The following is a 25,418-nucleotide window of genomic DNA, read 5'->3' on the forward strand; positions in this document are numbered from 1 at the left end:
TGGCGGCGCGTCGGTTCCGCAATGCGCGAATCTCGTCCGCTTTCGCCGTTGTTAAAGCCAGCGCCCCAGGTGGCATGCCGCTTGCGGCGCGTTGTCTACGCTGGCGTAACCCTTACCGTAAGCCGTTGGTAACAATTCTCATTTTTTGCCTTGCCGATTCGATGCGCTATGCTGGGATAACGGCAAAAAACATAAGACATGAGGCCGGTTCCGTGTTGGTGCGACGCCACCGAAGAGCCTGCTCGACCCATCATCCTTTCGCCGGCACCGGGGTCTTCGCACACGAAACAGGGAGGTAATATGCAAGGCGACCCAAAGGTCCTGGAATACCTGAACTCGCAACTGAAGAACGAACTCACCGCGATCAATCAGTATTTCCTGCACGCGCGCATGTACGGCCACTGGGGGCTCGACAAGCTCGGCAAGCATGAATATGACGAATCCATCGGCGAGATGAAGCACGCCGATCTGCTGATCGAGCGCATCTTCATGCTGAACGGCCTGCCTAATCTGCAAGACCTCCACAAGCTGCTGATCGGCGAAGAAACCAAAGAGATCATGGAGTGCGATCTGAAGCTGGAACAGATGTCGCAGGCCACCTGCAAGGAGGCCATCGTTTATTGCGAATCGGTTCGCGACTTCATCTCGCGCGAGATATTGACCCATATTCTCGACGACACCGAAGAACATATCGATTGGCTCGAGACCAATCTGGAGTTGATCGACAAGGTCGGCATCCAGAACTATCTGCAATCGGGAATGGATTCGCCGGAGTGAGTTCGCTTTAGCGTGCGGCTTGCGGATGACCTGAACGCCTGCGCGCTGGCCCGAGCGTGGGGCGCCCATCATTGGGCGCCAGGCGGCATTGGCTTTTAGATGCGAATGATTGGTATGTAAGACGTTCGATACAAAAGGGGTTGTTCAGTGTCTGCCGTCCTACTCGACGCGCAACAGAGCGTGCGCGCCCTGTACCGTGATCATCACGGATGGTTGCAGGCCTGGTTGCACAGAAACAGGCCGACGCGATTGCCATACTCCAGCAAACATCTACCAGATTCATCGATTGACGTTCACTACCCCGCGCAGCGCGCTCATTCGCGGCCCAGCGCGACGAATCGTTCGAGATGATGGTCCTCGTCGCCGAGTTGATGATCGATCATCACGAGGCGCTTCGCGTAGTGTGCGAGCGGCAGTTCCCACGTCATGCCGATCCCGCCATGCAATTGAATGCATTCCTCCGCCACTAGCGCGCCGATCCGCCCGATGCTGTACTTGGCCGCCGACACCGCGCGCTCGCGCACCTTGCGTTCGGCGCCGAGCGCCGCCGCCGCATTGATCACCGCCGAGCGGGCCTGCTCGATTTCCAGCAGCATGTCGGCCATGCGATGCTGCAACGCCTGGAAGCTGCCGATCGGCACGCCGAACTGCTTGCGCGTGCGCAGATACTCGAGCGTGTAATCCTTGGCGACATCCATCGCGCCGACGGCTTCGGAACACAGAGCCAGTACGCCGCAGCCAACCGCGTATTCGAGCGTCGCGAAGCCCGCATCCACCGTACCGAGCACGGCGTTGTCGCCGAGCGTGACGCTCTCGAACGTCACTTCAGCCGCACGGCCGCCGTCGATCTTGCGATAGCCACGCACGCTGACGCCGGCCGCGTCGCGCGGCACGAGAAAAAGCGTCACGCCTGCTTCGCTATCGTCGTCACCGCTCGTGCGCGCCGAGACCAGAAAGAGCGAAGCGTGTTCGCCGTGCTGAACCACCGCTTTCGCGCCGTTCAGTTGCCACTTGGCACCGCTGCGCTGCGCGCGCGTCGTCACGCGGGACAGTTCATAGTGACTGTCCGGCTCGCCGTGCGCGAGCGCGACGATCCGCGAGCCGTCGATCAATTCACCAAGCGCGGCCTTTTGCGCCTCGTCGCCGCTCCGCGCAACGGCGCGGCCGACGATCAGCGTATCGAGAAACGGCTCGACGACAAGGCCGCGGCCGAGGCTCTCGAACACCACGGCGATATCGAAGCCACCGCCGCCGAATCCGCCGTCGGCTTCATCGAACAGTGCGCCGATAATGCCGAGCTCGGCAAAGCGGTTCCACAGCTCGCTGCTGTAGCCCTGCGCCGACTGCGCGATCCGGTCGCGCGTCTCGAAGCCGTATTGCTCGCTGACAAAACGGTTGAGCGTATCCGCCAGCATGCGGCGGTCTTCGGTGTGCTGGAAATTCATGACGTGCGTCCCTTACAGTCCCAGGATCATTTTGGAAATGATGTTCTTCTGGATTTCGTTCGAACCGCCGAAGATCGACAGCTTGCGATTGTTGAAGTAAAGCGACGCGGCGCTCGCGGCTTCGTCGGGGCCGACCGGCGTGCCTTCGAAGCCGTCGTGCAAGGCTTCCTCGACGAACGGCTGCGCGTACGGACCCATCGCGCGGCGCGTGAGCGACGAGATTTCCTGACGGATCTCGGTGCCCCGAATCTTCAGCATCGAACTTTCGGCGCCGGGCACGCCGCCGCCCGCCACCGCCGCGATCACGCGCAGATTGGTGGTCTTCATGTTCTCCAGATCGATCTCGACGCGCGCCATGCGTGCCGCGAACGCGGGGTCTTGCGCGAGTGGCCGGCCGTTGCGCCGCTGCTTCGCGGCGATCTTGCGCAGACGGTTGAACGCGGCCACCGAGAAGCCGACGCCCGCGATATTGGTGCGCTCATACGTGAGCAGATACTTGGCGTAGGTCCAGCCCTTGTTCTCTTCGCCGACCAGGTTCTCGACCGGCACGCGCACGTCGGTGAAGAACACTTCGTTGACTTCGTGCTCGCCGTCGAGCGTGATGATCGGGCGCACTTCGACGCCCGGCGTCTTCATGTCGATCAGCAGGAAGCTGATGCCTTCCTGCTTGCGGACGTCAGTGGCGCTGCGCACGAGGCAGAAGATCATGTTCGCGAAGTGGCCGAGCGTGGTCCACGTCTTCTGGCCGTTGACGATGTAGTGCTCGCCCTGCGCATCGATGCCACGCACGGCGGTGGTTTTGACCGAGGCGAGATCGGAGCCGGCGCCCGGTTCCGAATAGCCCTGGCACCACCAGTCCGAGCCGTCGAGAATACGCGGCAGCCAATGACGCTTTTGCGCTTCGCTGGCGTATTTGATCAGCACCGGGCCGAGCATGTTGACGCCGAACGGCACCACGCGCGGCGCGCCGGCCAGCGAGCATTCGTTTTCGAAGATGAATTTCTGCACCGCGTTCCAACCGGGGCCGCCGTACTCTTTCGGCCAGTGATTGGCGAGCCAGCCTTGCGCGTTGAGAATCGCGTGCCATTCGGCCATGTCGTCGCGCGTGAGACGTCGGCCGCCGTGCACCTTGTCGGCGAGACGCTGCGGGAGCTTGTCGCGCAGAAAGGCCTGCACGTCGGCGCGGAAGGCTTCTTCCTCGGGAGTGAAATTCAGATCCATGGCGGGTTCTTCCGGATAGGATTGAGCGACCGGCGCGCGCAGGGCGCGGCCGGTCATCATGATGCACGTCGATGATGCGCCGTTTCAGACGCTCTGGTTCAGGCTCGCGAAATCGGCGCCGCGTTCCACCAGTTCGACCAGCAGCGGCGAGGGCTTCCAGAAGAGCGGATCTTCCTTGGCGAACTCGCGGATGTCGGCAAGGATCTTCGGCAGGCCGACCATGTCGGCGTATTTCATCGGACCGCCGCGATAACGCGGAAAGCCGTAGCCGTACAGGAAGGTCACGTCGACGTCCAACGGCCGCAGCGCGATACGTTCATGCACGACATTAGCGCCTTCGTTGATCATCGCGGCCATGTAGCGGCGGATGATCTCTTCGTCAGTGAAGCTGCGCGGCGTGATGCCGGCGCGTGCGCGCTCGGCGTCGATGATCGCCTCGACTTCCGGATCGGGCGTGCCGTTGCGCGATCCTTCGGGATACAGATAGAAGCCGCGTCCGGTCTTCTGGCCGAACCAGCTTCGCTCGCACAAACGATCGGAGATCTGCACATAACGTGCCGCGGGATTGCGCGTGGCCGCGCGCCGCTTGCGTGTCGCCCAGCCGATGTCGCCGCCCGCCAGATCCACCACCTGGAACGGTCCCATCGGAAAGCCGAACGCGCGCACGGCCGCGTCGATCTGATAGGGCGAGGCGCCGTCTTCCATCATGGCATCCGCGGCGCTGCGATACACGGCCAGCACACGGTTGCCGATGAAACCGTCGCACACGCCGGCGCGCACCGGCGTCTTGCGCAATTTTTTCGCGAGCTCGAACGCGGTGGCGACCACGTCGGCGCTGACCTGTTTCGGCACCACCACTTCCAGCAGCTTCATGATGTTGGCGGGCGAGAAGAAGTGCAGGCCGATCACGTCGGCGGGGCGCGAAATGCTCGCCGCGATCGCGTCGATGTCGAGATACGACGTGTTCGTCGCGAGCACGGCGCCCGCTTTGCAGACGCGATCGAGTTCGGCGAACACGGCCTGTTTGACCGCGAGGTCTTCGAATACGGCTTCGATCACGAGATCGGCGTCGGCGAGCGCATCATACGACGTGCTGCCGCTCCAGCGCGCCATGAGCGCGGCCTTCTTCTCCGCGCTCATGCGGCCTTTGGCGATCAGGCCGTCGTAGACCTTCTCGATGTGCGCGCGGCCGCGTGCGAGCGATGCGTCGTCACGTTCGATCATCGTCACCGGCAAGCCCGCGTCGAGCACCGCCACGGCGATGCCCGCGCCCATCGTGCCGCCGCCCACCACGCCGATCGTGTTCAGCACGCGCGGTTTGGCGTCGCGCGTTTCCGGCGCCTTGAGTACTTCGCGCTCGGCAAAGAACGCGTGAATCAGGCCGGCGCGCTGCGGGCTGTCGATGCATTCGAGGAACAGCTTGCGTTCGAGCCGCAGACCGTCGTCGAAAGGCTGTTCGATGGCGGCCTCGACGGCGTCGACGATTTTCAGCGGCGAGAACAGGCCGCGCGATTTCTTCGCGGTTTCCGCGCGCGCCGTGGCGACGGCGGCGAGGCTCGTGGCGCGGTCGCCGAGTGCAGCGGCATCGCGTGTGCGACGCACCGGCGCGTGGGCGGCCAGCAACTCGTGCACGTAGGCGAGCCCTTCGGCGAGGATGTCGTCGCTGCTGCCGAGGCGGTCGATCAGACCGAGCGCCAGCGCTTCCTTGGCGCTAGCGTGGCGGCCGCTCAGGATCAGATCGAGCGCGGCCTGCGCGCCGATCAGGCGCGGCGTGCGCTGCGTGCCGCCCGCGCCCGGCAACAGGCCGAGTTGCACTTCGGGCAAGCCGAGCTTCGCGCCGTCGACGGCAATCCGGTAATGCGCCGCGAGCGCCACTTCCAGACCGCCGCCGAGCGCCGCGCCGTGAATCGCGGCGACTACCGGCTTCGTGCACGCTTCGATGCGGTTGCACACGTCCGGGAGCGACGGCGGCACCGGCGGCTTGCCGAACTCGCGAATGTCCGCGCCGGCGATGAAATTGCGCCCCGCGCCGACGATCAATACGGCTTCCACGGCCTGGTCGGCATCCGCGGCTTCGACGGCGGCGAGCAGGCCGCGCCGCACGTCGGCGGAAAGCGCGTTCACCGGCGCGTGGTCAATCGTCACGAGCAGCACCTTGCCGCGCAATTCGCGTGTCACAACATCGGCCGAAGGGTTGGGGGTCATGTGTCGTCTCCTGATTGTGATCGGTTGCATTCGGAAGCATGCCGGGTCTGGCGAGTTCTCCGATTGTGGGTCGGTCAAGGTTTATTGACAATTACATGGACGGTTGACAGACTGTCAAAGTTTCTTTGACAAAGGTGCCGCCGTGGACGTCAATTCCCTGACCTTGCTGGTGGACATTCTCGACGCGGGCAATCTCAGCGAAGCCGCGCGCCGGTTGAAAATGAGCCGCGCGAACGTGAGCTACCACCTGAACCAGTTGGAGCGCTCCATCGGGCTGCAACTGGTGAGGCGCACCACGCGCCGCGTCGAGCCGACCGAGATCGGCCTGCAGCTTTACGAACATGGCCGCACGATCCAGAACGCGCTGCTCGCCGCGCGCGAGTCCGTCACCACGCTCGGGCAAAGCCTGCAAGGGCGGGTGCGGCTGAGCGTGCCGAGCGGTTATGGGCAACTCGTCATGTCGGACTGGCTGATCGCGTTCAAGCGTCTTTATCCGGGCATCGTGCTGGATGTGATGTTCGAGAACCGTGTCGAGGACCTGATGCGCGATGAAGTCGATATCGCCGTGCGCGTGATGTCCGAGCCGCCGCAAAACCTTGTCGCGCGCGACATGGGGCCGGTGCGGTATGTGGCGTGCGCGTCGCCGGACTTTGCGGAACGGCACGGCATGCCGCAGCAACTCGGCGACCTCCGCACGGCGCCGCTGATTACGGCGGCGGTGGTCGGCAGGCAACTGCGCGTGGCCGCTTACTTGCGCGACGAACGGCACGAAGTGCTGCTGGAGCCGAGCATCATCTCCGAGAACTTTCTGTTCTTGCGCCAGGCGGTGCTTGCCGGGCTGGGAGTGGGGCTCGTGCCGGATTATGTGGTGCAGGACGATCTGCGCCGTGGCGACGTGGTGACCGCGCTCGATGAGTGGCGTTTGAGCATCTTCGGGACGCACATGTACATGCTGTATATGCCGAACCGGCATCACACGCGTGCGGCGTCGACGTTCATCGATTTCATTTTGCAGCAGGCGCATGGCACGGGCAGAGGTTTGCCCACGTAAACGACGACGTTCATCTCGCGTCTCGCGCAGGTATGCTAGACAAAACAGCGGCGCTTCACTTCACAACCGTGGTCGCGGAGACATGAGATGAAATGGATCATCGGACTTCTAGCCGTGCTGGCCCTCGCCATAGTCGTTCTGTTGATCTCGCGCTTGCCGGGCGAAGACGCGATTCGCCTTGCCGGTTATGCGGCGACTGCCGCTTTTGCCGCGCTCATCGGGTTTCTGTTGCGCTGGCGCGCGAGCCGGACAGAACAGCGAAACAAGCGGGCAGGGTAAGCGCATCGCGCCCGCTTCGGTCCACATCTCGCTAGCTCCGCGGAACAGTCTCGCGCAACTCGTCACCGAGAAAGTCGATAAACGTTCTCAGTTTGGCCGACAGACGATGCCGCTCCAGATAGATGGCGTGAATATCCGCGTTCGGCAGTGTCCACTCGGTCAAGAGGGGCACCAGTTCGCCGCGCCGTAGATGTCCGGCGATTTCCCACGCCGAACGCACGGCGACGCCGCGGCCGTCGAGCGCCCACTTCAGCACGGCGCTGCCGTCGTTGCTGCTCAACGGACCGTCCACCTTCACCGTCTCCGATTTCTTGCCGCGCGAGAAATGCCACGTCCCGTACGCCGATTCGTTTTCGCGTAAGACGAGGCAGGCATGGCGCGTGAGGTCGTGCGGCATCGGCGGAGCGCCGTGCCGCTTCACATATGCTGGCGACGCGCACACGACACGCTGATTCTTCAGCAGCAAACGTGCGTTGATGCGCGCATCCGGCACTTCGCCGAAACGAATCCCGAGATCGAAGCCTTCTTCCTGCAAGCTGACCGGCCGGTCCGTCAGATGCAATTGAATCTTCATCGACGGGAAACGCTCGCTGAAACGCGAAATCGCCGGGGCGATGTGCGCGCGTCCGAAGCCGAACGACGCGTTCACTCGTAACAGACCGGCCGGTTCGGCGCGGCTCTGCGTGACCAGTTGTTCGAGTTCGGCAAGGTCGTCGAGGATGCGCGAGCCGTTCGCCAGATAGATCTCGCCCTCCGCGGTCAGGCTGACGCGCCGCGTGGTGCGGTTCACGAGGCGCACGCCGAGGCGCTGTTCGAGTTGCGCGAGCCGCTTGCTGATGGACGGCGGCGTGACGCCCAGTTCGCGCGCGGCCGCGGCGAGATTGCGGTGGCGCGCCACCAGCGCGAACAGATTCAGGTCGGAAAAGCCGTCCATCGATTCGTTCCAAAAAGTTAATTCCGGATTGCCTTAGGAGAAACCATATCGTTGCAGGCATCAATTAGACTTCATTCAAACATGGGAGGCAATGATGTTTGCAGGTTTCACAGACGCGTCGGCCGAGGTCGACGGCATCCGCATCAACGCGATTCGTGGCGGCACCGGACCGGCTTTGCTGCTGTTGCACGGCCATCCGCAGACGCACGCGATCTGGCACAAGGTCGCGCCGACCCTGGCCCAACACTTCACGTTGATCGCCGCGGATTTGCGCGGCTATGGCGACAGCGGCAAACCGCAGGGCACCTACGACCACGGCAATTATTCGAAGCGCCGCATGGCCGCCGATCAGGTCGCCCTGATGCGCGCGCAAGGATTCGACCGCTTCGCCGTGATCGGCCACGACCGCGGCGGGCGCGTGGCGGCCCGCATGGCGCTCGATCATCCGCAAACCGTGACGCGGCTCGTGACGCTCGACGTCGCGCCGACACTCGCGATGTACGAACAAACCTCGTTCGACTTCGCGCGCGCTTACTGGCACTGGTTCTTTCTCGTGCGCCCCGCGCCGTTTCCCGAGACGCTGATTCGCGCGGACCCCGATCTCTATCTGAAGCAGACCATCGGCGCGCGCAGCGCCGGCCTCGCACCGTTCACCGACGCGGCCTACGCCGAGTATCTGCGCTGCCTGAGCGACCCCGGCACCGCGCATGGCATCTGCGAGGACTACCGCGCGAGCATCACCATCGACCTCGATCATGATCGCGCGTCGCTCGCCGAAGGGCAGAAGATCGAATGCGATTTCCTGGCGTTGTGGGGCGCGCAAGGCGTGATCGAGCAATGCTTCGAGCCGCTCGCCGAATGGCGGCAATGGGCGCAGCACGTGAGCGGCGCGGCGCTGCCGTGCGGTCACTACATTCCCGAGGAAGCGCCCGAGTTGCTGCTCGAACGCGTCCTTCCGTTTCTGCAGTCCTAGCCGCTCGAGCCTTCATCATGTCAACCCGAACCCTTTACCAGAAGCTGGTCGATTCACACCTTGTGACGCGTGTCGATGAACAGAACGTGCTGCTCTACGTCGATCTGCATCTGATGAACGAATACACCAGCCCGCAGGCCTTCAGTGCGCTGGCGGCGAAAGCGCGGCGCGTGCGCCGGCCGAAGCAGCAGCTTGCGGTGGTCAGCCACATCATTCCGACGCACGCCGAATCGCCGCGCGTGATTCGCGATGCCTCGTCGTTGCTGCTGGCGAACAACCTCGCGCTCAATTGTGCCGAGGCCGGCATCGCGCTGCATGCGGCGAACGATCCGCTGCAAGGTATCGAACATATCGTCGCACCCGAACGCGGGCTGGTGCGGCCGGGCATGGTCGTGCTGTGCGGCGACAGCCACACCACCACGTACGGCGCGCTCGGCGCGCTGGGTTTCGGCATCGGCACGTCCGAGGTCGAACATGTGCTCGCCACGCAGACGCTGGTGTATCGCATCGCGCAGACCATGCGCATCACGATCGAGGGCGCGTTGCCGTACGGCACGTCGTCGAAGGATCTGATTCTGTGGATCATCAGCCGCATCGGCGCGCAGGGCGCGCGCGGCTTTGCGGTGGAATTTGCCGGATCGACCATCGCGTCGCTGTCGGCGGAAGCGCGCATGACGTTGTGCAATATGACCGTCGAAGCGGGTGCGCGTGCCGCGCTGATCGCGCCCGATGCCACCACGTTCGACTACGTCCGCGCGCACGCAACGTCGCTCGATGAAGCCGCGTGGCACGCCGCGATGAACGACTGGCGCGAACTGAAATCGGACCCCGGCGCGCGCTTCGACAGCGAGCATCGTTTCGATGCGCGCGATATCGCGCCGTTCGTCACGTGGGGCACGAGTCCCGACCAGGCGATTGCCGTCGACGAACGGATTCCCGCCGCGGCCGCGCAAAAGACCCCGGAAGCCGCCGCCGCGTTGCGCCGCGCGCTCGACTATATCGGTCTCGACGCGGATCAGCCGATTGCCGGCACGCCGATCGATCGCGTGTTCATCGGCTCCTGCACCAATGGACGCATCGAAGATCTGCGCATCGTCGCGTCGATCGTCGCGGGACGCCACGTCGCGCAGGGCGTGCGCGCGATGGTCGTGCCGGGTTCGGGCAGCGTGCGCCGCCAGGCGGAAGCCGAAGGCATCGCGACGACATTGCGCGAGGCCGGCTTCGAATGGCGCGAGCCGGGCTGCTCGATGTGTCTCGCGATGAACGACGATTTTCTGGCGCTCGGCGAACGCTGCGCGTCCACCACCAACCGCAATTTCGAGGGACGCCAGGGCCGAGGCGGCCGCACACATTTGATGAGCCCCGCGATGGCCGCGGCGGCCGCACTGACCGGACGCATCACCGACGTCCGCACGCTGGAGACACAGCCATGAGACTCACTGAACTCCGTGGCACTGCCGCGCCTTTGCCGATCGAGAACCTCGATACCGATCAGATCATGCCGAAGCAATTTCTGCGCATCATCGACAAGGCCGGGCTCAAGGAAGGCTTGCTCTACGATTTGCGTTTCGACGCGCAAGGCGAACCGCGCGACGATTGCGTGTTGAATCAGCCTGAGTATCGCGACGCGCGCATTCTGATCGGCGGCTCGAACTTCGGCTGTGGGTCGAGCCGCGAGCACGCGGTGTGGGGACTTCAGCAATCCGGCTTCGAGGCGGTCATCGCGCCGAGCTTCGCGGAGATCTTCTATTCGAACGCGATGAACAACCGCCTGCTGTTGGTTCAACTGGAACGTGACGCGATCGACGTCCTGTTGCACGACGCGGCAACGCAACCCGCAGCATCGCTACATATCGATATCGAACAGCAAACCGTGACGTCCGGCGCGGGACGCGTGTTCACTTTTCCTTTAGGCGCCCGCCATAAACAGATGGTGATCGAAGGCATGGACACTATCGATCTCACGCTCGCTTCATTGCACGACATCGAGGCATTCGAGCGGGACCATTTCGCGCGGCATAACTGGGCCGCCGTGTTGTAACACCCGGCGGCCGTCGCGCCGTCATTCAACCGAACTGCGCGTGACAGATTCCCCGCAAGAAGGGAAGGGACGCGCTTTGCCCCAGAAAACGGAGGAGACATGAAACTCAAGCCGCTCTACAAGGTGCTGTACGTGCAGGTGATCGTGGCGATCGTCATCGGCGTGGCGTTGGGGCATTTTCTGCCCGCGGACGCCGTGGCCATGAAACCGCTCGGCGACGCCTTCATCAAACTCGTGCGCATGATCATCAGCCCGGTGATTTTCTGCACGGTCGTCACCGGCATTGCCAGCATGCACGACATGCGCAAGGTCGGGCGCGTCGGCGGCAAGGCCTTGCTGTATTTCGAAGTGGTGTCGACGCTTGCGCTGGCGATCGGCCTGCTCGCCGCGCATGTGCTGAAACCGGGCATCGGCTTTAACGTCGATCCCGCCTCGCTCGATGCCGGCGCGATCGCGGGTTATGCCGCACAAGCCGCGCACGGCGAAGGGCTCGCGGGCTTTTTCATGCACATCATTCCCGACACGTTCGCCGGCGCTTTCACGCAGGGCGATATCCTGCCGGTGTTGTTGATCGCGATGTTGTTCGGCACCGCGCTCGCGGTGATGGGCGAACCCGCCAAACCGTTGATCGGCCTGATTGAACTGCTGTCGAAAACGTTCTTCCGCATCGTGCGGATGATCACCAGCCTCGCCCCGATCGGCGCATTCGGCGCGATTGCGTTCACGATCGGCAAATACGGCATCGTCTCCTTGCTGCCGATGATGAAACTGATCGGCACGTTCTATCTGACCGCGTTTCTGTTCGTCACCTGCGGTCTTGGCTTGATAGCGAGGGCATGCGGCTTCAGCTTGTGGCGCTTCGTCGTGTACATCAAGGATGAGTTGCTGATCGTGCTCGGAACCTCGACGTCCGAAGCCGCGTTGCCGCAACTGATGGAGAAACTCGAACGGCTGGGCTGCTCGCGCGGCATTGTCGGACTCGTGGTGCCGACCGGCTACTCGTTCAATCTCGACGGCACCAATATCTACATGACGCTGGCCGTGCTGTTTCTGGCGCAGGCTACCAACACGCATCTGACGATCGCTCAGGAAATCACGCTGCTGGCGGTGACGATGCTGACGTCCAAGGGTTCGACGGGCGTCACGGGGGCGGGCTTCATCACGCTGGCCGCGAGTCTTTCCGTGGTGCCGACCGTGCCGGTGACGGCGATGGTGCTGATTCTCGGCATCGACCGTTTCATGTCGGAGTGCCGGGCGCTGACCAATACGATGGGTAATGGCGTGGCGTCGATTGTGATTGCGGCGTGGGAGAAGGAGCTGGATCGGGACAAGCTGAGAGCGGCGCTGGCGCGGCCGGTTGCGGGCGTGCCGGCGGGTGCGGGTGATGAAGGCGCGCTGGTGGGGGCCGCGCGGGAAGTCGAGTGAGTGAGAATTGAGTCTGGCTCAAAAGATTGGCTCCATGCCAATGACTTAGTGGCAGAAGAAAAAAATGTGACCGTACACAACACGCGGGCAAAACTTGAGCTAAACTCAGAAAACATCGAAAGCGCAGCACATGAAGGAGACACCCGAATGCCCGCAGCTTCGTCGAGTACGTCACCGCCGTCCAACGGCTATCGTTCAGTTTTCCGCGCAGGTCTTTTCGCCGGCAAGGTGGTCATCGTCACCGGCGCGGGAAGCGGGCTTGGCCGATGCACGGCTCACGAACTCGCATCCTTAGGGGCGACCCTGGCGCTGGTCGGCCGAAGCGAGGACAAGCTGAAAGCGGTGCAAGCCGAACTGGCCGAGGATCATCCGCACTCAGCCGACGGCCACAAGCTTTACTCCTGCGACATCCGCAACGAGCAACAGGTCCGCGAAACGATCGCCTCGATCATCACGGATCTGGGCCGCGTGGACGGTCTCTTCAATTGCGCAGGCGGCCAATTCCCCGCCAGACTCGAAAACATATCGTTGAACGGCTGGGACGCGGTCGTGCGCAACAATCTGCACGGCACGTTCTTGATGTCCCGCGAGTGCTATACCCAATGGATGCAAACCCACGGCGGCGCGATCGTCAACATGCTGGCCGATATCTGGGGCGGCATGCCCGGTATGGGTCACTCGGGCGCGGCGCGCGCCGGCGTATGGAACTTCACCGAAACGGCCGCCTGCGAATGGGGCCACGCGGGCGTCAGAGTCAACGCGGTCGCGCCCGGCTGGATTGCGTCCGCGGGCATGGACAGCTACAACGAAGAGTACCAGGCGCTGCTGCGCACGCTGAAGCACAAGGTTCCATTGCAGCGCTTTGGCACCGAATCCGAACTCGCCAGCGCGGCGGTCTTTCTATTGTCGGAGGCGTCGGCGTTCATCAATGGCACGGTGATCCGCGTCGACGGCGGCGTGCCGAACGCGCGCCATTCATGGCCGCTCGCGGAAGCGCAGCGTACGATCGAATATAACGGTTTCCCGCGCTATCAACCTCCGACGGGCTTGCAGGAGCAGACACGATGAATCTCGACGGCCAGACCTATGAATCACTCGCGGCAAACTTCGCGTGGCACATCCCGGCACGCTACAACATCGGCGTCGACGTATGCGACAAATGGGCCGACGGTTCGGGCCGCCTCGCGCTGATCTACGAAGACGCCGGGGGCAACGCCACACGCTATACGTTCGACCAGTTGAAGGCGCTGTCCGACCGCTTCGCCAATGCGTTGCTCGCAGCGGGCGCGCAACGCGGCGACCGCATCGGCATCTTCCTCTCGCAATCGATCGAAACGGCGATCGCGCATCTCGCCGCCTACAAGGCCGGCATGGTGGCCGTGCCGCTTTTCGCGCTATTCGGCGTCGACGCGATCGAGCATCGGCTCGGCGATAGCGGCGCCGTGGCGTTGATTACCGATCGCGGCGGCGTGCAGAAGGTCGACGAAATCCGCGCGGCGTTGCCGGCATTGCGCAGCGTCTTCAGCGTGGATATCGATCAGGACAACGGCGATCCGCAAGTACCCGTGCGTTCCTTCTGGCAGGCGCTGAACAGCGCATCGGCCAGCTTCACGCCCGCCGACACCGGCGCCGACGATCCCGCGGTCATCATCTATACATCGGGCACGACCGGCAAACCGAAGGGCGCGTTGCACGGGCATCGCGTGTTGCTCGGTCATCTGCCGGGTGTCGAGATGTCGCAGCAGGGCTTTCCCGCGCATGCCACGCTGATGTGGACGCCCGCGGACTGGGCGTGGATCGGCGGCCTGTTCGACGTGCTGCTGCCTTCATGGCATCACGGCGTCGCGGTGTTGGCGCGCCGCTTTGCGAAATTCGACGGCCAGGCCGCGTTCGATCTGATGGCGCGTCACGCGGTCTCGCACACGTTCTTGCCGCCGACCGCGCTGAAGATGATGCGCGGCGTCGACCATCCCGAACGCTGGAGCCTCGCGTTGCGCTCGGTGGCAAGCGGCGGCGAATCGCTCGGCGAGGAATTGATCGGCTGGGGCCGCACGGCGCTGGGCGTGACGATCAACGAGTTCTATGGGCAGACGGAATGCAATGTCGTGGTGTCGTCGTGCGCGGCGCTGTTCGAGCCATGCGTCGGCGCGATCGGCCGCGCGGTGCCGGGGCATCATGTCGCCATCGTCGATATGCACGGCAACGAACTGCCGCCGGGCGCGATCGGCGACATCGCGGTGGCCGCGCCCGATCCGGTCATGTTCCTCGGCTACTGGGGCAACGAGGCGGCGACCCGCGAAAAATTCCGCGGCAAGTTTCTGCTGACCGGCGACCTCGGCACGCGCGACGTGGACGGCTTCATCCGCTTCGTCGGCCGTGGCGACGACGTGATCACGAGCGCCGGTTATCGAATCGGGCCGGCTTCGATCGAAGATTCATTGCTGCGTCATCCGGCTGTTTCGATGGCGGCCGTGATCGGCGCGCCGGATCGCGAGCGCACGGAGATCGTGATGGCGTTCGTGGTGCTGAACGCCGGCTTTGTCGGCGACGAGGCGCTCGTGCGCGAGATCCAGCAACACGTCAAGACGCGCCTCGCCGCGCACGAATATCCACGCGAGATCCGCTTTGTCGACAGCCTGCCGTTGACGGCGACCGGCAAGGTGATCCGCAAAGCCTTGCGCGAGGGGCTCGGAGAAGACGGGGATAATCCCACAGCAAAGCGATGAGCACCCGCCCACGTCCACCCTCGACTCGCAGCGGCAGGGCGCTCCGGACGCCGGGCGCCCAAGCGGGCGCGGCCTCGCTCGACGACACCGACCGCAAGCTGCTGGCGCTGCTCGCCGAAGACGCCACGCGGACTTACGCCGAACTTGGCAAACTGCTGTTTCTGTCGGCGCCCGCGGTCCACGAACGCGCCCGGCGTTTGAAGAAGGAAGGCGTGATCAAGGCCACCGTCGCCGCGCTCGACGCCGCGAGGCTCAACCGCCCATTGCTCGCGTTCGTGCATGTCGATACGACGAGTTGGGCAGTGACGCGGCAACTGCTGGCGCTGCAGGAGCTATCGGACGTCGAGGAGATTCACACCGTGACAGGCGAGAGCGCAATGCTGCTCAAAGTCCGCACGCGCGACACGCAATCGCTCGAACAACTGCTCGCGCGCATTCATGCGATCGAGGGCTTTACCGGCACCCGCAGTTATATCGCGCTGAATACTTATCTGGAGCGCGGCCCGAGTCCTGAACTCTGAGCTTTGAGCCTGAGCGAGGCGCTGCGTGTCACGCATGCAGTGAGAGACCTTTTACGGCTTTATCGACCGCCTTCTTCGGCCCGCGCACGGCAATGCCGACGAGGTCGGGCGCATCGGCGGGTTCGGCGCGGAATACCTCGCGGTTCGCCTGATCGTGGCCGGTCGCAAACATCGCGCGCACATACACGGCGCGCGTCAATTCGCGTTCGATGCCCTGGCGAAACGCGCGCAGCAAACCCGCGTTGTCCGACTGATACACCATCATCGGCTGGCCGAGCAGAGGCGCGTGCCGGCGGCCCGCCGCGTCCTCGTACGGCTCGCCCATCGCCTCCGGTGCGGCGCCGGCGATCCCCGTCGCGAGAAATGCGGTCACATTGAGTTTTTGCCAGACAGCGAGATCGTCCAGCACGATGATCGCGACTTTCGTATCGAATTCCATAACGCACTGCGCTCCACAACATTCAGGATGGCACCACAACCCTAATCTTATGGAAACTCGAGGCGCGTGTGCATGGGCACGAGGCAAAAACGAATGGGCTTCACCGGATACGCGTTAGCACAACGTCGACGTTGGGTTTTGCCTAATGCCATTCGGCGCATCCTCGCTTGAACCGCTGCGCGTGCTGCAATGCAACCTGACGCGGCGCCATGTCCATCGCTGTTTGCGCCGTCGACGCGCGAACGAAAACCCCGCAATCGACGCTCCCGCAGCATAGGGCAAGTCCCTGGCGCGATTTAGCCGTGCATTACCACTCGCGTGGGCGGCCTCCTAAACTTGATTCAAACAGGAGGAGACACGATGGCCAAACTCATTCACACGATGATCCGTGTGCACGATCTGCCGCGCTCGCTGCAGTTCTATCAAAAGGCTTTCAATTTCGACGTATCGCACCGGCTCGACTTTCCGGATTTCTCGCTCGTCTATTTGCGCAATGCGAAAGCCGACGCCGAAATAGAACTCACGTGGAACAAGGACCGGGCGGATCCGTATTCGCATGGCGACGGCTACGGTCACGTCGCGTTTGTTGTCGACGATGCGAAGAGCGAACGGCAGCGTCTGCTCGATCTCGGTATGGCGCCCAACGATCTGCGCGAGTTTCACAACGACGACGGCGAGTTGCTGGCGCGCTACTTTTTTATTCAGGACCCTGACGGCTACAAGATCGAAGTGTTGGAACGCTACGGCCACTATCAATAGTAAAAACAATCCAGGCGGCCGCCGCGCGTAGTTGCATTACCCCACAGCAACGATGCATGCGACCGGAGTAAGCGCTCGAGCGCCAACTCCGGCCGACCAAGGAGACAGACATGAAGACAACGGTCATCCCGATCGTCGCGTCCGATCACGCACGTCATGATCATGAGCATGCGCATCCCCACGAACACGCGCACGAACACGGCGGCGAACATCGCGCGGCGAAGGCGGCCGCGGCCGCCATGCGGATTCCGCTCACGCGGCGTGAACTATTGCGAGGCACGGGTGTGCTGATGGGCACGCTGGCGTTCTCGTCGGTGTTGTCGACGCTCGCGCCGAGCCGCGCCTGGGCGCTCGAACTGCAAGGGCTGGACACGCATCAGGGCGAGGTGATTCTGGCCTTCACGCGGCAGCTCTATCCGCACGCCACGCTCGACAACGCGGTCTATGCGCTGGTGGTCAAGGACCTCGACGCGAAAGCGAAAGCCGACCCGGCGGTGCGTCGGCAACTCGCGGACGGCGTCAAGCAACTCGACGCGCAAGCCGGCTCCGACTGGCTCAAGCGCACACCTTCCGACCAGGCGAAAGACGTCGCGTCGCTCGCGGGCACGCCCTTCTTCAACACGATACGCAGCACCGCGGTGGTCTCGCTGTACGCCAACACCATGGCGTATGCGCACTTCGGCTACGGCGCTTCGGAAGGCGACGGCGGCTATCTGACCAAGGGCTTCAACAGTCTCTCGTGGCTGCCCAATCCACCGGCCGCCGCCAGCGGCCCGATCCCGACGGATAGCTAATCGCCACGACAGCCAGCGGAGACAAGACATGACTCAGGACAACAACAAGGTGCGTTTTTCGCACAACGACGACAAGGTCGTCGTGATCATCGGTTCGGGCGCGGGCGGCGGCACGCTCGCCAACGAACTGGCGCAGAAGGGCATCAACGTCGTCGTGCTGGAAGCGGGCAAGCTGCATACGCAGGCCGATTTCACGACTGACGAATGGGGCTCGTTCCAGATGCTGTCATGGCTCGACAAACGCACCACGTCGGGCACCTGGCGCATCGCCAAGGATTTTCCGAATCTGCCCGCGTGGATCTGCAAGACGGTGGGCGGCACGACCACGCACTGGGCCGGCGCGAGTCTGCGCATCCAGCCGTACGAGTTCAAGGCGAAGACGACCTACGGCGATATCAAGGACGCCAATCTGCTCGACTGGCCGCTCACGCGTGACGATCTCGAACCGTACTACGACCGCGCGTCGCAGAAAATGGGCGTGACGCGCACGAACGGTTTGCCGGGCTTGCCGGGCAACAACAACTTCAAGGTGATGTCGGCCGGCGCGATGAAGGTCGGCTACAAGGAATGCAATACCGGCCACATGGCGATCAATAGCGTGGTACGCGACGACCGCGCGCATTGCTTCCAGCGCGGCTTCTGTTTTCAGGGCTGCCGCACGGGCGCCAAGTGGTCGACGCTCTACACGGAATTGCCGCGCGCCCAGGCGACCGGCCATATGGAGTTGCGCACGCAGGCCCACGTGGTGCGCATTGAAACCGATGCGCGCGGCAAGGCGAAGGAAGTGCTCTACTACGACGGCAAAGGCAAATTGCAGCGGCAAAAAGCGCGCATCGTCGCGGTGGCGGGCAATTCGATCGAGACCCCGCGGCTTCTGTTGAACTCGCATTCGAGCAAATTCCCGCAGGGGCTCGCGAACGGCTCGGGGCAGGTGGGCCGCAACTACATGCGCCACACCACGGGCTCGGTGTATGCGGTGTTCAACGACAAGGTGGATATGTTCAAGGGCACCACGATGGCCGGCATCATCGAGGACGAAGCGGTGTTCAATCCGCAGCGCGGCTTCGCGGGCGGCTATCACATGGAGACCGTTTCTCTCGGCCTGCCGTTTTACGCGGCCTTTCTCGATCCGGGCGCGTGGGGTCCGACATTTGCCCAGGCGATGGACCAGTACGCGTACACGGCGGGCATGTGGATCGTCGGTGAGGATATGCCGCGCGAGAGCAATCGTGTGACCTTGAATACCGACGTGAAGGATCAATACGGCCAACCGGTCGCCAACGTGCATTTCGACGATCATCCGAACGACGAGGCGATGCGCGAACACGCGTACAAACAGGGTACGGCGGTGTACGAAGCGGCGGGCGCGAAGACGGTGTATCGCGTGCCGCCGTATCCGTCCACGCACAACCTCGGCACCGCCCGCATGAGTGCGCGCGCCGAAGACGGCGTATGCAACAGCTTCGGCCAGACGCATGAGGTGTCGAACCTGTTCATTTCGGATGGCAGCCAGTTCACCACCGGCGCGGCGGAAAATCCGACCTTGACGATCGTCACGCTGGCGATCCGCCAGGCCGATCACATCGCGGGGCAGATGAACAAACGCGCGGTGTAAAGCAGTTCGACGGGGCAGGAGCGGCGTTCGGGTTCGATGCGATTGTCGGGCGGCGGAGGCCGGCATATGTTGACGAAGGCGGGCGGCGCGCCGTGGCTGCATGAAAAGCGCCACGGCACGTGCGCCGGGAAACAGGGAGTTAACGTTATGTGTGGGATATACATCAACGCCGATCCGATCCTGTATGAATCGCGCACGCGCTCGTTGCGCATTCACGGCGTGATCACCACGGTCCGTCTGGAGAATCTGTTCTGGGACGTGCTGCACGAAATCGCCGCGCGCGAGAGCATGACGACCAGCCAGTTCGCCGTGAAGCTCTACGACGAATTGATCGCGCTGCGCGGCGAGATGCCGACCAACTTCGCGTCGTTTTTGCGGGTGTGCTGTTTGCGCTATCTGTCGATGCGCACCGAGAAGGGCGCCAGTGCACCCGATGCGGTGCCCGAGCCGGCAACTGTGGTGAATGAAACGAGGCCGCGGATCCTGAAGACGGTTTGATGCGGGAGGGCAACGCGAAGCCGCTGCTGCGGTTCCGCATTACCACCAGGCAGACATGCCGCGACGCAACAGGCGTGTGCCTGCGCGCGTGCTAGGATATCCAGTTCATCACGCATAAAGCTGGAGACTTGGATGCGTCCGGAGAGTGCCGCCCGTTTCGATGAAGAGTTCGCGCCTCGCATCGCCGAGGCTATTGCCGCCTGTTTCGCGACTACCGTGCAGACCAAAGTGCTGCCGTACGGCGGCCATGGGCATCCCACTCGCGTGCGGATTCACGCAGCGCCCATCGAAGACATGGGGCAGTACCCGTACCCGCTGAATCTGTATCTGACCTGGGACAGTGACGAAATCGAGCGACTGATGGGTGCGGAAGGGCCGTTGCGTTTCGCCGGCTATCTGGCCGCGTTGCCGCGCAAGCTCGCAGCCTGGAATCATGCGCGCGAACTGGATTTTCTCTCGCATACGCAGGCCGATCCTCTGGTGTTGATCGGCGGACTCGACTTCGAGTCGTAAGCGGCGCATTGCGCGCCGCTTCACCCATACACAACAACAGGCGCCGCGCGGTACCGATCCCTCAAGCCGCGGCGCCCAGCCTGAAGAAACTCACGCTTTGCACGAGCCCCGATGCCTTGCTTTGCACCGCATCGGCCGCGGCGGCCGCCTGCTCGACAAGCGCCGCGTTACTTTGCGTCACCTGATCCATCTGCGTGACGGCATCGTTCACTTCCGCGATACCCGCTGCCTGATCGACGCTCGCCGTCGCGATCGATTCGACGATACGCGTCACGCTGCCGGCGCTTTCCACCACGCCGTCCATCGTATTGCTCGCGTGATTGATCAGTTGCGTGCCGGCGTCGATCGTGGCGACCGACTCGCGAATCAATGCCTTGATCTCGTGCGCGGCATCGGCGGAACGTTGCGCGAGACTGCGCACTTCGCTCGCCACCACCGCGAAGCCGCGCCCTTGCGTGCCGGCACGCGCCGCTTCGACCGCGGCGTTGAGCGCGAGGATATTGGTCTGCGCCGCGATCGCTTCCACCACCGCGATGATGTCGACGATGCGCTTGGACGCCGCGTCGATCTGGCCCATCGTGCGCACCGCGTCGCTCATGACGGCGCCGCCTTCGCGCGCGGCTTGCGCGGCGGTTTGCGCGAGCGTCGTGGCCTCGCGTGCGTTGGCGGCGTTGCGCTGAACCGAGTGCGTGAAGTGCTGCATCGACGCAGCGGTTTCCTCGAGCGAAGCCGCCTGCTGTTCGGTGCGGGCGGACAGGTCGAGGTTGCCCGCGGCGATCTCCTGCGTGGCTGAAGAAATCGTAGTCGCGCCTTCACGAATCTCGCTGACGATATGCCGCAGGCGCTGGTTCATGTCGTTGAGCGCGATGAGCAACTGGCCGGTTTCGTCGCGGCTCACCACCGCCACATCCGCGCGCAGATCGCCTGCCGCGACCGCTTGCGCGACGCCCACGGCCTGCTTGACGGGCAGCGTGATGCTGCGGCTGAGAAACCAGACCGCGAACGCGCCGACGCCGAGCGAACCGATCACGACCGACAGCAACAGCACCGTGGCGATCGTATAAGAGCGTTCCGCCGCTTCGCTGGTGCGCACGCTGGAATCTTGCGCCTGTTGCATCACACTAGCGACGATGTCGTCGATCGCGGCGGTCGGCGCGCGGTCGATGCCCTTCACGAGACCGTCGACCACGTGCGCGGTGTTCGGATCGGCGGCGTCGTAGTGCTTGAGCGCATCGAGGTAGCTGTCCTGCAACGAAGCGTGCGTGGCGAGCGCCTTGTCGACACCGTCCACGTTCGCACCCAACGCGCTCAACTGATCCTTCAGGCGCAGCAGGGCGGCGTGCGTGGTGCCGCTTTCCTTGCCGAAGGCATCACGGTACTTGGTGAACGCGGCCGGATCGGCGCCGCGCAGCAACAGGTCCTTCCATTCCTGCACCTGCTTCTTGAACTCGACCTGCGCGACGCGCGCCGTGTCGGCGGCTTGCGCATATTGACTGAGCGATTGCGCCGACTGGATTTGCAGCGCATGCGTTTTCGACAACGCGTGCCAGCCTTCCAGACCCACGATCATCGTCGCGGCTAGCAACACCGCGCCGAGCAACGCCAATTTGATGGCGATCTTCAGATTTCTATAGAACGTCACTGCGATGTCCCAGGCGTAGCGTTTAATCGAGTTTGAATTGCGTCACCGCGCTGGCGAGGCTCACCGCCTGGCTTTGCAGCGCTGCGGCCGCCGCCGTGGATTCCTCGACCAGCGCGGCGTTCTGCTGAACCATCTCGTCGAGCTGGCTGACCGCGCGGTTCACTTCCTGAATGCCGCGCGTCTGCTCGTTGGCGGCCTGGGTGATTTCGGAAATGATGGTCGTCACGTTGGCGACGTTGCTGACGATCTCCGTCATCGTCTCGCCGGCCTGGCGCACCTGACCCGAACCCGACGTGACGCTGGCCACGGTCGATTCGATCAGCGCCTTGATTTCCTTCGCCGCCTGCGCGCTGCGTTGCGCGAGGCTGCGCACTTCGCCGGCCACGACCGCGAAACCGCGGCCCTGTTCGCCCGCGCGCGCGGCTTCCACCGCGGCGTTCAACGCGAGGATGTTGGTCTGGAACGCAATCCCGTCGATCACGCCGATGATGTCGGAGATCTTCACCGACGCATGCTGGATCTCGCCCATCGTCGCAATCACTTCGGAGATCACCACGCCGCCGCGCGAGGCGACCTGCGAGGCGGATACGGCGGTATCGTCGGCTTGCTTCGCGGCGCTGGCCGATTGCGTGACGGTCGAGGTGATTTCCTCCATCGACGCGGCGGTTTGCTGCAAACTCGCAGCGGCGGATTCCGTGCGGCCCGACAGATCGACGTTGCCCGCGGCGATTTCGTTCGCGGCCACGCGCACGGATTCGCTGGCGTCGCGAATCTGGCGCATCACGTGGCTGAGTTTGTCGATGAAGGTGTTGAACGAACGCGCGATCTGCGCGACTTCGTCGTTGCCGATGGCCGGCAGGCGTTGCGTGAGGTCGCCTTCACCGGAGCCGATGGCGTCCATGGCGTCGCGCACTTTCGACAGACGCTGGAACGAAACAGCCGTGACCGCCGCCACGACCGCGGCGGCGATGCCGGCGATCACGATCAGCGCGATGACGGAAGCGGTCAGCAGCGAACGCATACCGGCCGTCGCCTCGGCTTTATCGAGCGCGACGACCGCGTACCAGTCGGTACCGGGAATCGCTTGCGCGCGCAGCAGCTTCGTGCTGCCGTTCACGTTCATTTCGAGCGGACGGTCGGCGCTGAAGAGGGCGGCGAGCTTGTCGCTGGTCAGGCCCGGCGCCACGTCGGAGACCGGCTTCAAGGTCAGTTTCGGATCGGGATGCGCGACGATATGGCCGCTCGCATCGATCAACATGCCGAAGCTCGCCGGCGTCGGATGAATCGACTTGACGTTGGCGATCACGCTGTCCATCGCGACGTCGCCGGAGACCACGCCTTTCACCGCGCCGTCGCGCACCACCGGCGCGGCGAACGCGACCACCAGCTTACCCGTGCCTACGTCCACGTACGGTGGCGTGACCACCGGCTTGCCCGACGCGGCGGCCTGCTTGTACCAGGGACGGCCGGTCGGATCGTAGTCGGGCGGGATGCCGGTCGGGTCGGAGAACTTCGCCGTCTTGTCCGCATAACCGACGTACACGTTCGTGAACTTGCCGGCCGCGGCGATCTGCTTCAGCGCGGCGGACGGATCGGGTTCCAGCACTGCGTCCTGCAGCGAGTTGATCATCTGGCTGTTGGCGGCGACCCAGTCGCTGATGCCGTCCGCGTGACCGCTTTCGACCGCGGTCAGGCTGCTGTCGATGGCGTCGGCGTTATACGAGTTCGCGACGACATAGTTGAGAACCGCGTTGGCAGCGAGCGCGACCACAACGATAGCGACGCACAGGGCGACGATGCGCGCACGAATGGAGGTGAACATGTCGGGAGTCTTTCGGAGTGAACGGTGAACCGGAGTCGGTGAGGCGGGGGCCTCACACGCTGTATACGGCTTCAACAAGTGGGACTTGAGCGGCGAATGCTTTCAATTGCTCACCAACGGCGGGAGAACCGGGCGGGGCGGCGTGTCGACTGCCCGCGAAATATTTCTTGCGAGTCGGCTTTTTCAATGCGTGCGGAAACAGCGCTTCGTTGCACGCTGATAAGCGGTACGCGACGCGCTGTATTCATATGACAATAACGCCGATCGCTTCACATCACCGGAGAATGCAAATGATGCGGATGGTCGAGTGTCTCCGCCACGATGCGCAGCGCTTCCTCGCATTCGTCGCGCGTTTTCGATCCGCCGAGACAGACGCGCATGGCGTTGGGCGGATTGCCGTCGGTGGAAAACGCGGCGCCCGCCACGGCGGCGATGCCCTGATTGCGCAACTGCAACGCGAGTTCGGACGCGCTCCAGCCGCTTTCCACCGGCACCGGCAACCACAAATGAAAACCATCCTGATGCGCTTCGTAAGGCCACGCTTCGAGCATGCGCGAGGCAATCGCCTGGCGCGCGCGCGACTCGCTGCGGATCGCGTTGAGCATGTCCGCGGCGGTGCCGTCCGCGATCCACTGCGTCGCGAGCGTGACCGTGAACGGACTCGCCATCACGGTGGTGGCGCGCAATGCGCCGGCTAGCCGTTGCGTTTGCCGCGGCGTCGGCGCATGCAGATGCGCGACGCGTAAGCCGGCGCCGAAGCTCTTCGACAAACCGGTCACGTAATAGGTCAGTTCGGGCGCGAAACTCGCGAGCGCATCGGGCGCGCTCTGCGGCAGCATCGCGTACGCATCGTCTTCGATGATCGGCACGCTGTAGCGCAGCGCCACGTCGGCGAGCGCCTCGCGTCGTTTGTGCGTGAGCGTTAGCGTGCTCGGATTCTGCAGCGTCGGATTGCAATAGAACGCGCTCGGCTTGTCGGTCTTGCAAAGCGCTTCGAAGGCGTGAGCCAGCGGCCCTTCGTCGTCGCGCGGCAGCGCTTGCAGACGCACGCCGAGTTGCGCGGCGATCGCCTTGATGCCGGGGTACGCGAGTGAATCGAGGCAGATCGTGCCGCCCGGCCGCGCGAGCTGCGAGACGAGCGCCACCAGCGCGCTATGGATGCCGGGGCACACCAGCACGTTCTGCGCGTCGCAATGCGGCACGCGGCGCCGCAGCCATTCGGCGCCCGCGTCCTTGTCGGCCGCCGAGCCGCCGAAGTCCTGATAACGGAGCAACTGATAAGGATCGCTATCGGCCATCTGCCGCGCGGCGGATTCGCGCAACCGCAGCGCGTAATCGGGCGGCTCGGGCGGCGTGTTCATCGACATCTCGATGCTGCTGCCGCCCGCGAGCGGCAAGGTGGCCGTGCGGCCGCGCACGAACGTGCCGCTGCCGGCGCGCGAATCGAGCAGGCCACGTTTGCGCGCTTCGGCGTAGGCGCGCGCCACCGTCGTGTAGTTCAGCGCGAGTTCCTCGGCGAGATCGCGCAATCCCGGCAAGCGGTCGCGCGGACGCAGCCGTCCGGTGGCGAGATCTTCTTCGATCAGATCGGGAATCGCGAGATAGGCCGGCTTGCGAATGTCGGCGAGACGTTTGATCCAGTGATGTGTCGGGCTGCTCATTGCCTGCGGGTCTCTATTCACGTTGAAAGAAGTTGATCGCATTCGCATGCGATCAATGATCGGATTGATCGACCGTG

23 protein-coding genes are annotated in these 25,418 nt (G+C 63.8%); 15 read left to right on the forward strand and 8 right to left on the reverse strand.

Annotated elements, in window-relative coordinates:
* The first annotated feature begins 300 nt into the window (after positions 1-300).
* Positions 301-777 carry a bacterioferritin gene (gene bfr / locus PQR42_RS17115; protein WP_132373708.1) on the forward strand — a complete coding sequence of 159 codons (477 nt, stop codon included), beginning with the start codon at positions 301-303 and terminating at the stop codon, positions 775-777.
* A 314-nt stretch (positions 778-1,091) separates the two neighbouring features.
* Here the strand turns inward: bfr and PQR42_RS17120 are convergent, their stop codons facing one another.
* The 3 genes from PQR42_RS17120 to PQR42_RS17130 form a co-directional block, all read right to left on the reverse strand.
* Positions 1,092-2,222: an acyl-CoA dehydrogenase family protein gene (locus tag PQR42_RS17120; RefSeq protein WP_408389850.1), complete on the reverse strand. Its 1,131-nt coding sequence runs from the start codon at positions 2,220-2,222 to the stop codon at positions 1,092-1,094.
* Positions 2,223-2,234: 12 nt separating this feature from the next.
* Complete coding sequence (locus PQR42_RS17125; protein WP_408389907.1) at positions 2,235-3,443, reverse strand: acyl-CoA dehydrogenase family protein; 1,209 nt, start codon at positions 3,441-3,443, stop codon at positions 2,235-2,237.
* Positions 3,444-3,527: 84 nt separating this feature from the next.
* The gene (locus PQR42_RS17130) at positions 3,528-5,648 is read right to left on the reverse strand and encodes a 3-hydroxyacyl-CoA dehydrogenase NAD-binding domain-containing protein (protein ID WP_408389852.1); all 2,121 of its coding nucleotides are present in this window, start codon (positions 5,646-5,648) and stop codon (positions 3,528-3,530) included.
* Between the two features lie 142 nt (positions 5,649-5,790).
* Between PQR42_RS17130 and PQR42_RS17135 the strand changes: the two genes are divergently transcribed.
* Positions 5,791-6,699: a LysR family transcriptional regulator gene (locus PQR42_RS17135; RefSeq protein WP_408389854.1), complete on the forward strand. Its 909-nt coding sequence runs from the start codon at positions 5,791-5,793 to the stop codon at positions 6,697-6,699.
* 87 nt (positions 6,700-6,786) lie between these two features.
* On the forward strand, positions 6,787-6,978 hold the full coding sequence (locus PQR42_RS17140; RefSeq protein WP_408218236.1) for a hypothetical protein: 192 nt from the start codon (positions 6,787-6,789) through the stop codon (positions 6,976-6,978).
* A 31-nt stretch (positions 6,979-7,009) separates the two neighbouring features.
* Here the strand turns inward: PQR42_RS17140 and PQR42_RS17145 are convergent, their stop codons facing one another.
* Complete coding sequence (locus PQR42_RS17145; protein ID WP_408389856.1) at positions 7,010-7,912, reverse strand: LysR family transcriptional regulator; 903 nt, start codon at positions 7,910-7,912, stop codon at positions 7,010-7,012.
* A 94-nt stretch (positions 7,913-8,006) separates the two neighbouring features.
* Here PQR42_RS17145 and PQR42_RS17150 point away from each other — a divergent pair, with 94 nt between their 5' ends.
* The 7 genes from PQR42_RS17150 (at position 8,007) to PQR42_RS17180 (ending at position 15,598) form a co-directional block, all read left to right on the forward strand.
* Positions 8,007-8,885, forward strand: coding sequence for an alpha/beta fold hydrolase (locus PQR42_RS17150; RefSeq protein WP_408389909.1), 879 nt, complete (start codon positions 8,007-8,009; stop codon positions 8,883-8,885).
* 17 nt (positions 8,886-8,902) lie between these two features.
* On the forward strand, positions 8,903-10,318 hold the full coding sequence (leuC, locus tag PQR42_RS17155; RefSeq protein WP_408389858.1) for a 3-isopropylmalate dehydratase large subunit: 1,416 nt from the start codon (positions 8,903-8,905) through the stop codon (positions 10,316-10,318).
* Positions 10,315-10,926 carry a 3-isopropylmalate dehydratase small subunit gene (gene leuD / locus PQR42_RS17160; RefSeq protein ID WP_408389860.1) on the forward strand — a complete coding sequence of 204 codons (612 nt, stop codon included), beginning with the start codon at positions 10,315-10,317 and terminating at the stop codon, positions 10,924-10,926. Before leuC ends, leuD begins: the two co-directional genes overlap by 4 nt.
* A 99-nt stretch (positions 10,927-11,025) precedes the next feature.
* Positions 11,026-12,351, forward strand: coding sequence for a dicarboxylate/amino acid:cation symporter (locus PQR42_RS17165; RefSeq protein ID WP_408389862.1), 1,326 nt, complete (start codon positions 11,026-11,028; stop codon positions 12,349-12,351).
* A gap of 147 nt (positions 12,352-12,498) precedes the next feature.
* On the forward strand, positions 12,499-13,419 hold the full coding sequence (locus PQR42_RS17170) for an SDR family oxidoreductase (protein WP_408218250.1): 921 nt from the start codon (positions 12,499-12,501) through the stop codon (positions 13,417-13,419).
* A complete protein-coding gene (locus PQR42_RS17175) occupies positions 13,416-15,077 on the forward strand; it encodes an acyl-CoA synthetase (protein WP_408389864.1) in 1,662 nt (553 codons plus the stop codon). The genes PQR42_RS17170 and PQR42_RS17175 overlap by 4 nt, the downstream gene beginning before the upstream one ends.
* Positions 15,074-15,598 carry an Lrp/AsnC family transcriptional regulator gene (locus PQR42_RS17180; protein WP_408389866.1) on the forward strand — a complete coding sequence of 175 codons (525 nt, stop codon included), beginning with the start codon at positions 15,074-15,076 and terminating at the stop codon, positions 15,596-15,598. Before PQR42_RS17175 ends, PQR42_RS17180 begins: the two co-directional genes overlap by 4 nt.
* A 28-nt stretch (positions 15,599-15,626) precedes the next feature.
* Here PQR42_RS17180 and PQR42_RS17185 read toward each other — a convergent pair whose 3' ends face one another.
* Positions 15,627-16,037 (reverse strand): DUF2000 family protein, encoded by a 411-nt coding sequence (locus PQR42_RS17185; protein ID WP_408389868.1) that lies wholly within the window; start codon positions 16,035-16,037, stop codon positions 15,627-15,629.
* A 360-nt stretch (positions 16,038-16,397) separates the two neighbouring features.
* On the opposite strand from PQR42_RS17185, the gene PQR42_RS17190 reads away from it, so the two are divergent.
* From PQR42_RS17190 to PQR42_RS17210, 5 genes are all read left to right on the forward strand, one after another.
* Positions 16,398-16,796 (forward strand): VOC family protein, encoded by a 399-nt coding sequence (locus PQR42_RS17190; protein ID WP_408389870.1) that lies wholly within the window; start codon positions 16,398-16,400, stop codon positions 16,794-16,796.
* A gap of 110 nt (positions 16,797-16,906) precedes the next feature.
* Positions 16,907-17,590 carry a tat (twin-arginine translocation) pathway signal sequence gene (locus PQR42_RS17195; protein WP_408389872.1) on the forward strand — a complete coding sequence of 228 codons (684 nt, stop codon included), beginning with the start codon at positions 16,907-16,909 and terminating at the stop codon, positions 17,588-17,590.
* A gap of 28 nt (positions 17,591-17,618) precedes the next feature.
* Positions 17,619-19,205 (forward strand): GMC family oxidoreductase, encoded by a 1,587-nt coding sequence (locus tag PQR42_RS17200; protein WP_408493681.1) that lies wholly within the window; start codon positions 17,619-17,621, stop codon positions 19,203-19,205.
* 147 nt (positions 19,206-19,352) lie between these two features.
* The gene (locus PQR42_RS17205; RefSeq protein WP_408218327.1) at positions 19,353-19,703 is read left to right on the forward strand and encodes a ribbon-helix-helix domain-containing protein; all 351 of its coding nucleotides are present in this window, start codon (positions 19,353-19,355) and stop codon (positions 19,701-19,703) included.
* A gap of 132 nt (positions 19,704-19,835) precedes the next feature.
* Complete coding sequence (locus tag PQR42_RS17210) at positions 19,836-20,216, forward strand: DUF5594 family protein (RefSeq protein ID WP_168794645.1); 381 nt, start codon at positions 19,836-19,838, stop codon at positions 20,214-20,216.
* Between the two features lie 61 nt (positions 20,217-20,277).
* On the opposite strand, the gene PQR42_RS17215 is transcribed toward PQR42_RS17210, so the two are convergent.
* The 3 genes from PQR42_RS17215 to PQR42_RS17225 all read right to left on the reverse strand — a co-directional run bounded on the left by PQR42_RS17215 (position 20,278) and on the right by PQR42_RS17225 (position 25,341).
* Complete coding sequence (locus PQR42_RS17215) at positions 20,278-21,858, reverse strand: methyl-accepting chemotaxis protein (protein WP_408389876.1); 1,581 nt, start codon at positions 21,856-21,858, stop codon at positions 20,278-20,280.
* A gap of 22 nt (positions 21,859-21,880) precedes the next feature.
* Positions 21,881-23,680: a methyl-accepting chemotaxis protein gene (locus PQR42_RS17220; protein WP_408389878.1), complete on the reverse strand. Its 1,800-nt coding sequence runs from the start codon at positions 23,678-23,680 to the stop codon at positions 21,881-21,883.
* A 269-nt stretch (positions 23,681-23,949) separates the two neighbouring features.
* Positions 23,950-25,341, reverse strand: coding sequence for an aminotransferase-like domain-containing protein (locus tag PQR42_RS17225; RefSeq protein ID WP_408218276.1), 1,392 nt, complete (start codon positions 25,339-25,341; stop codon positions 23,950-23,952).
* Positions 25,342-25,418: the final 77 nt, after the last annotated feature.

Origin of the sequence: Paraburkholderia sediminicola, from assembly GCF_046027355.1 — a bacterium.
Taxonomy (GTDB): domain Bacteria; phylum Pseudomonadota; class Gammaproteobacteria; order Burkholderiales; family Burkholderiaceae; genus Paraburkholderia; species Paraburkholderia sediminicola_B.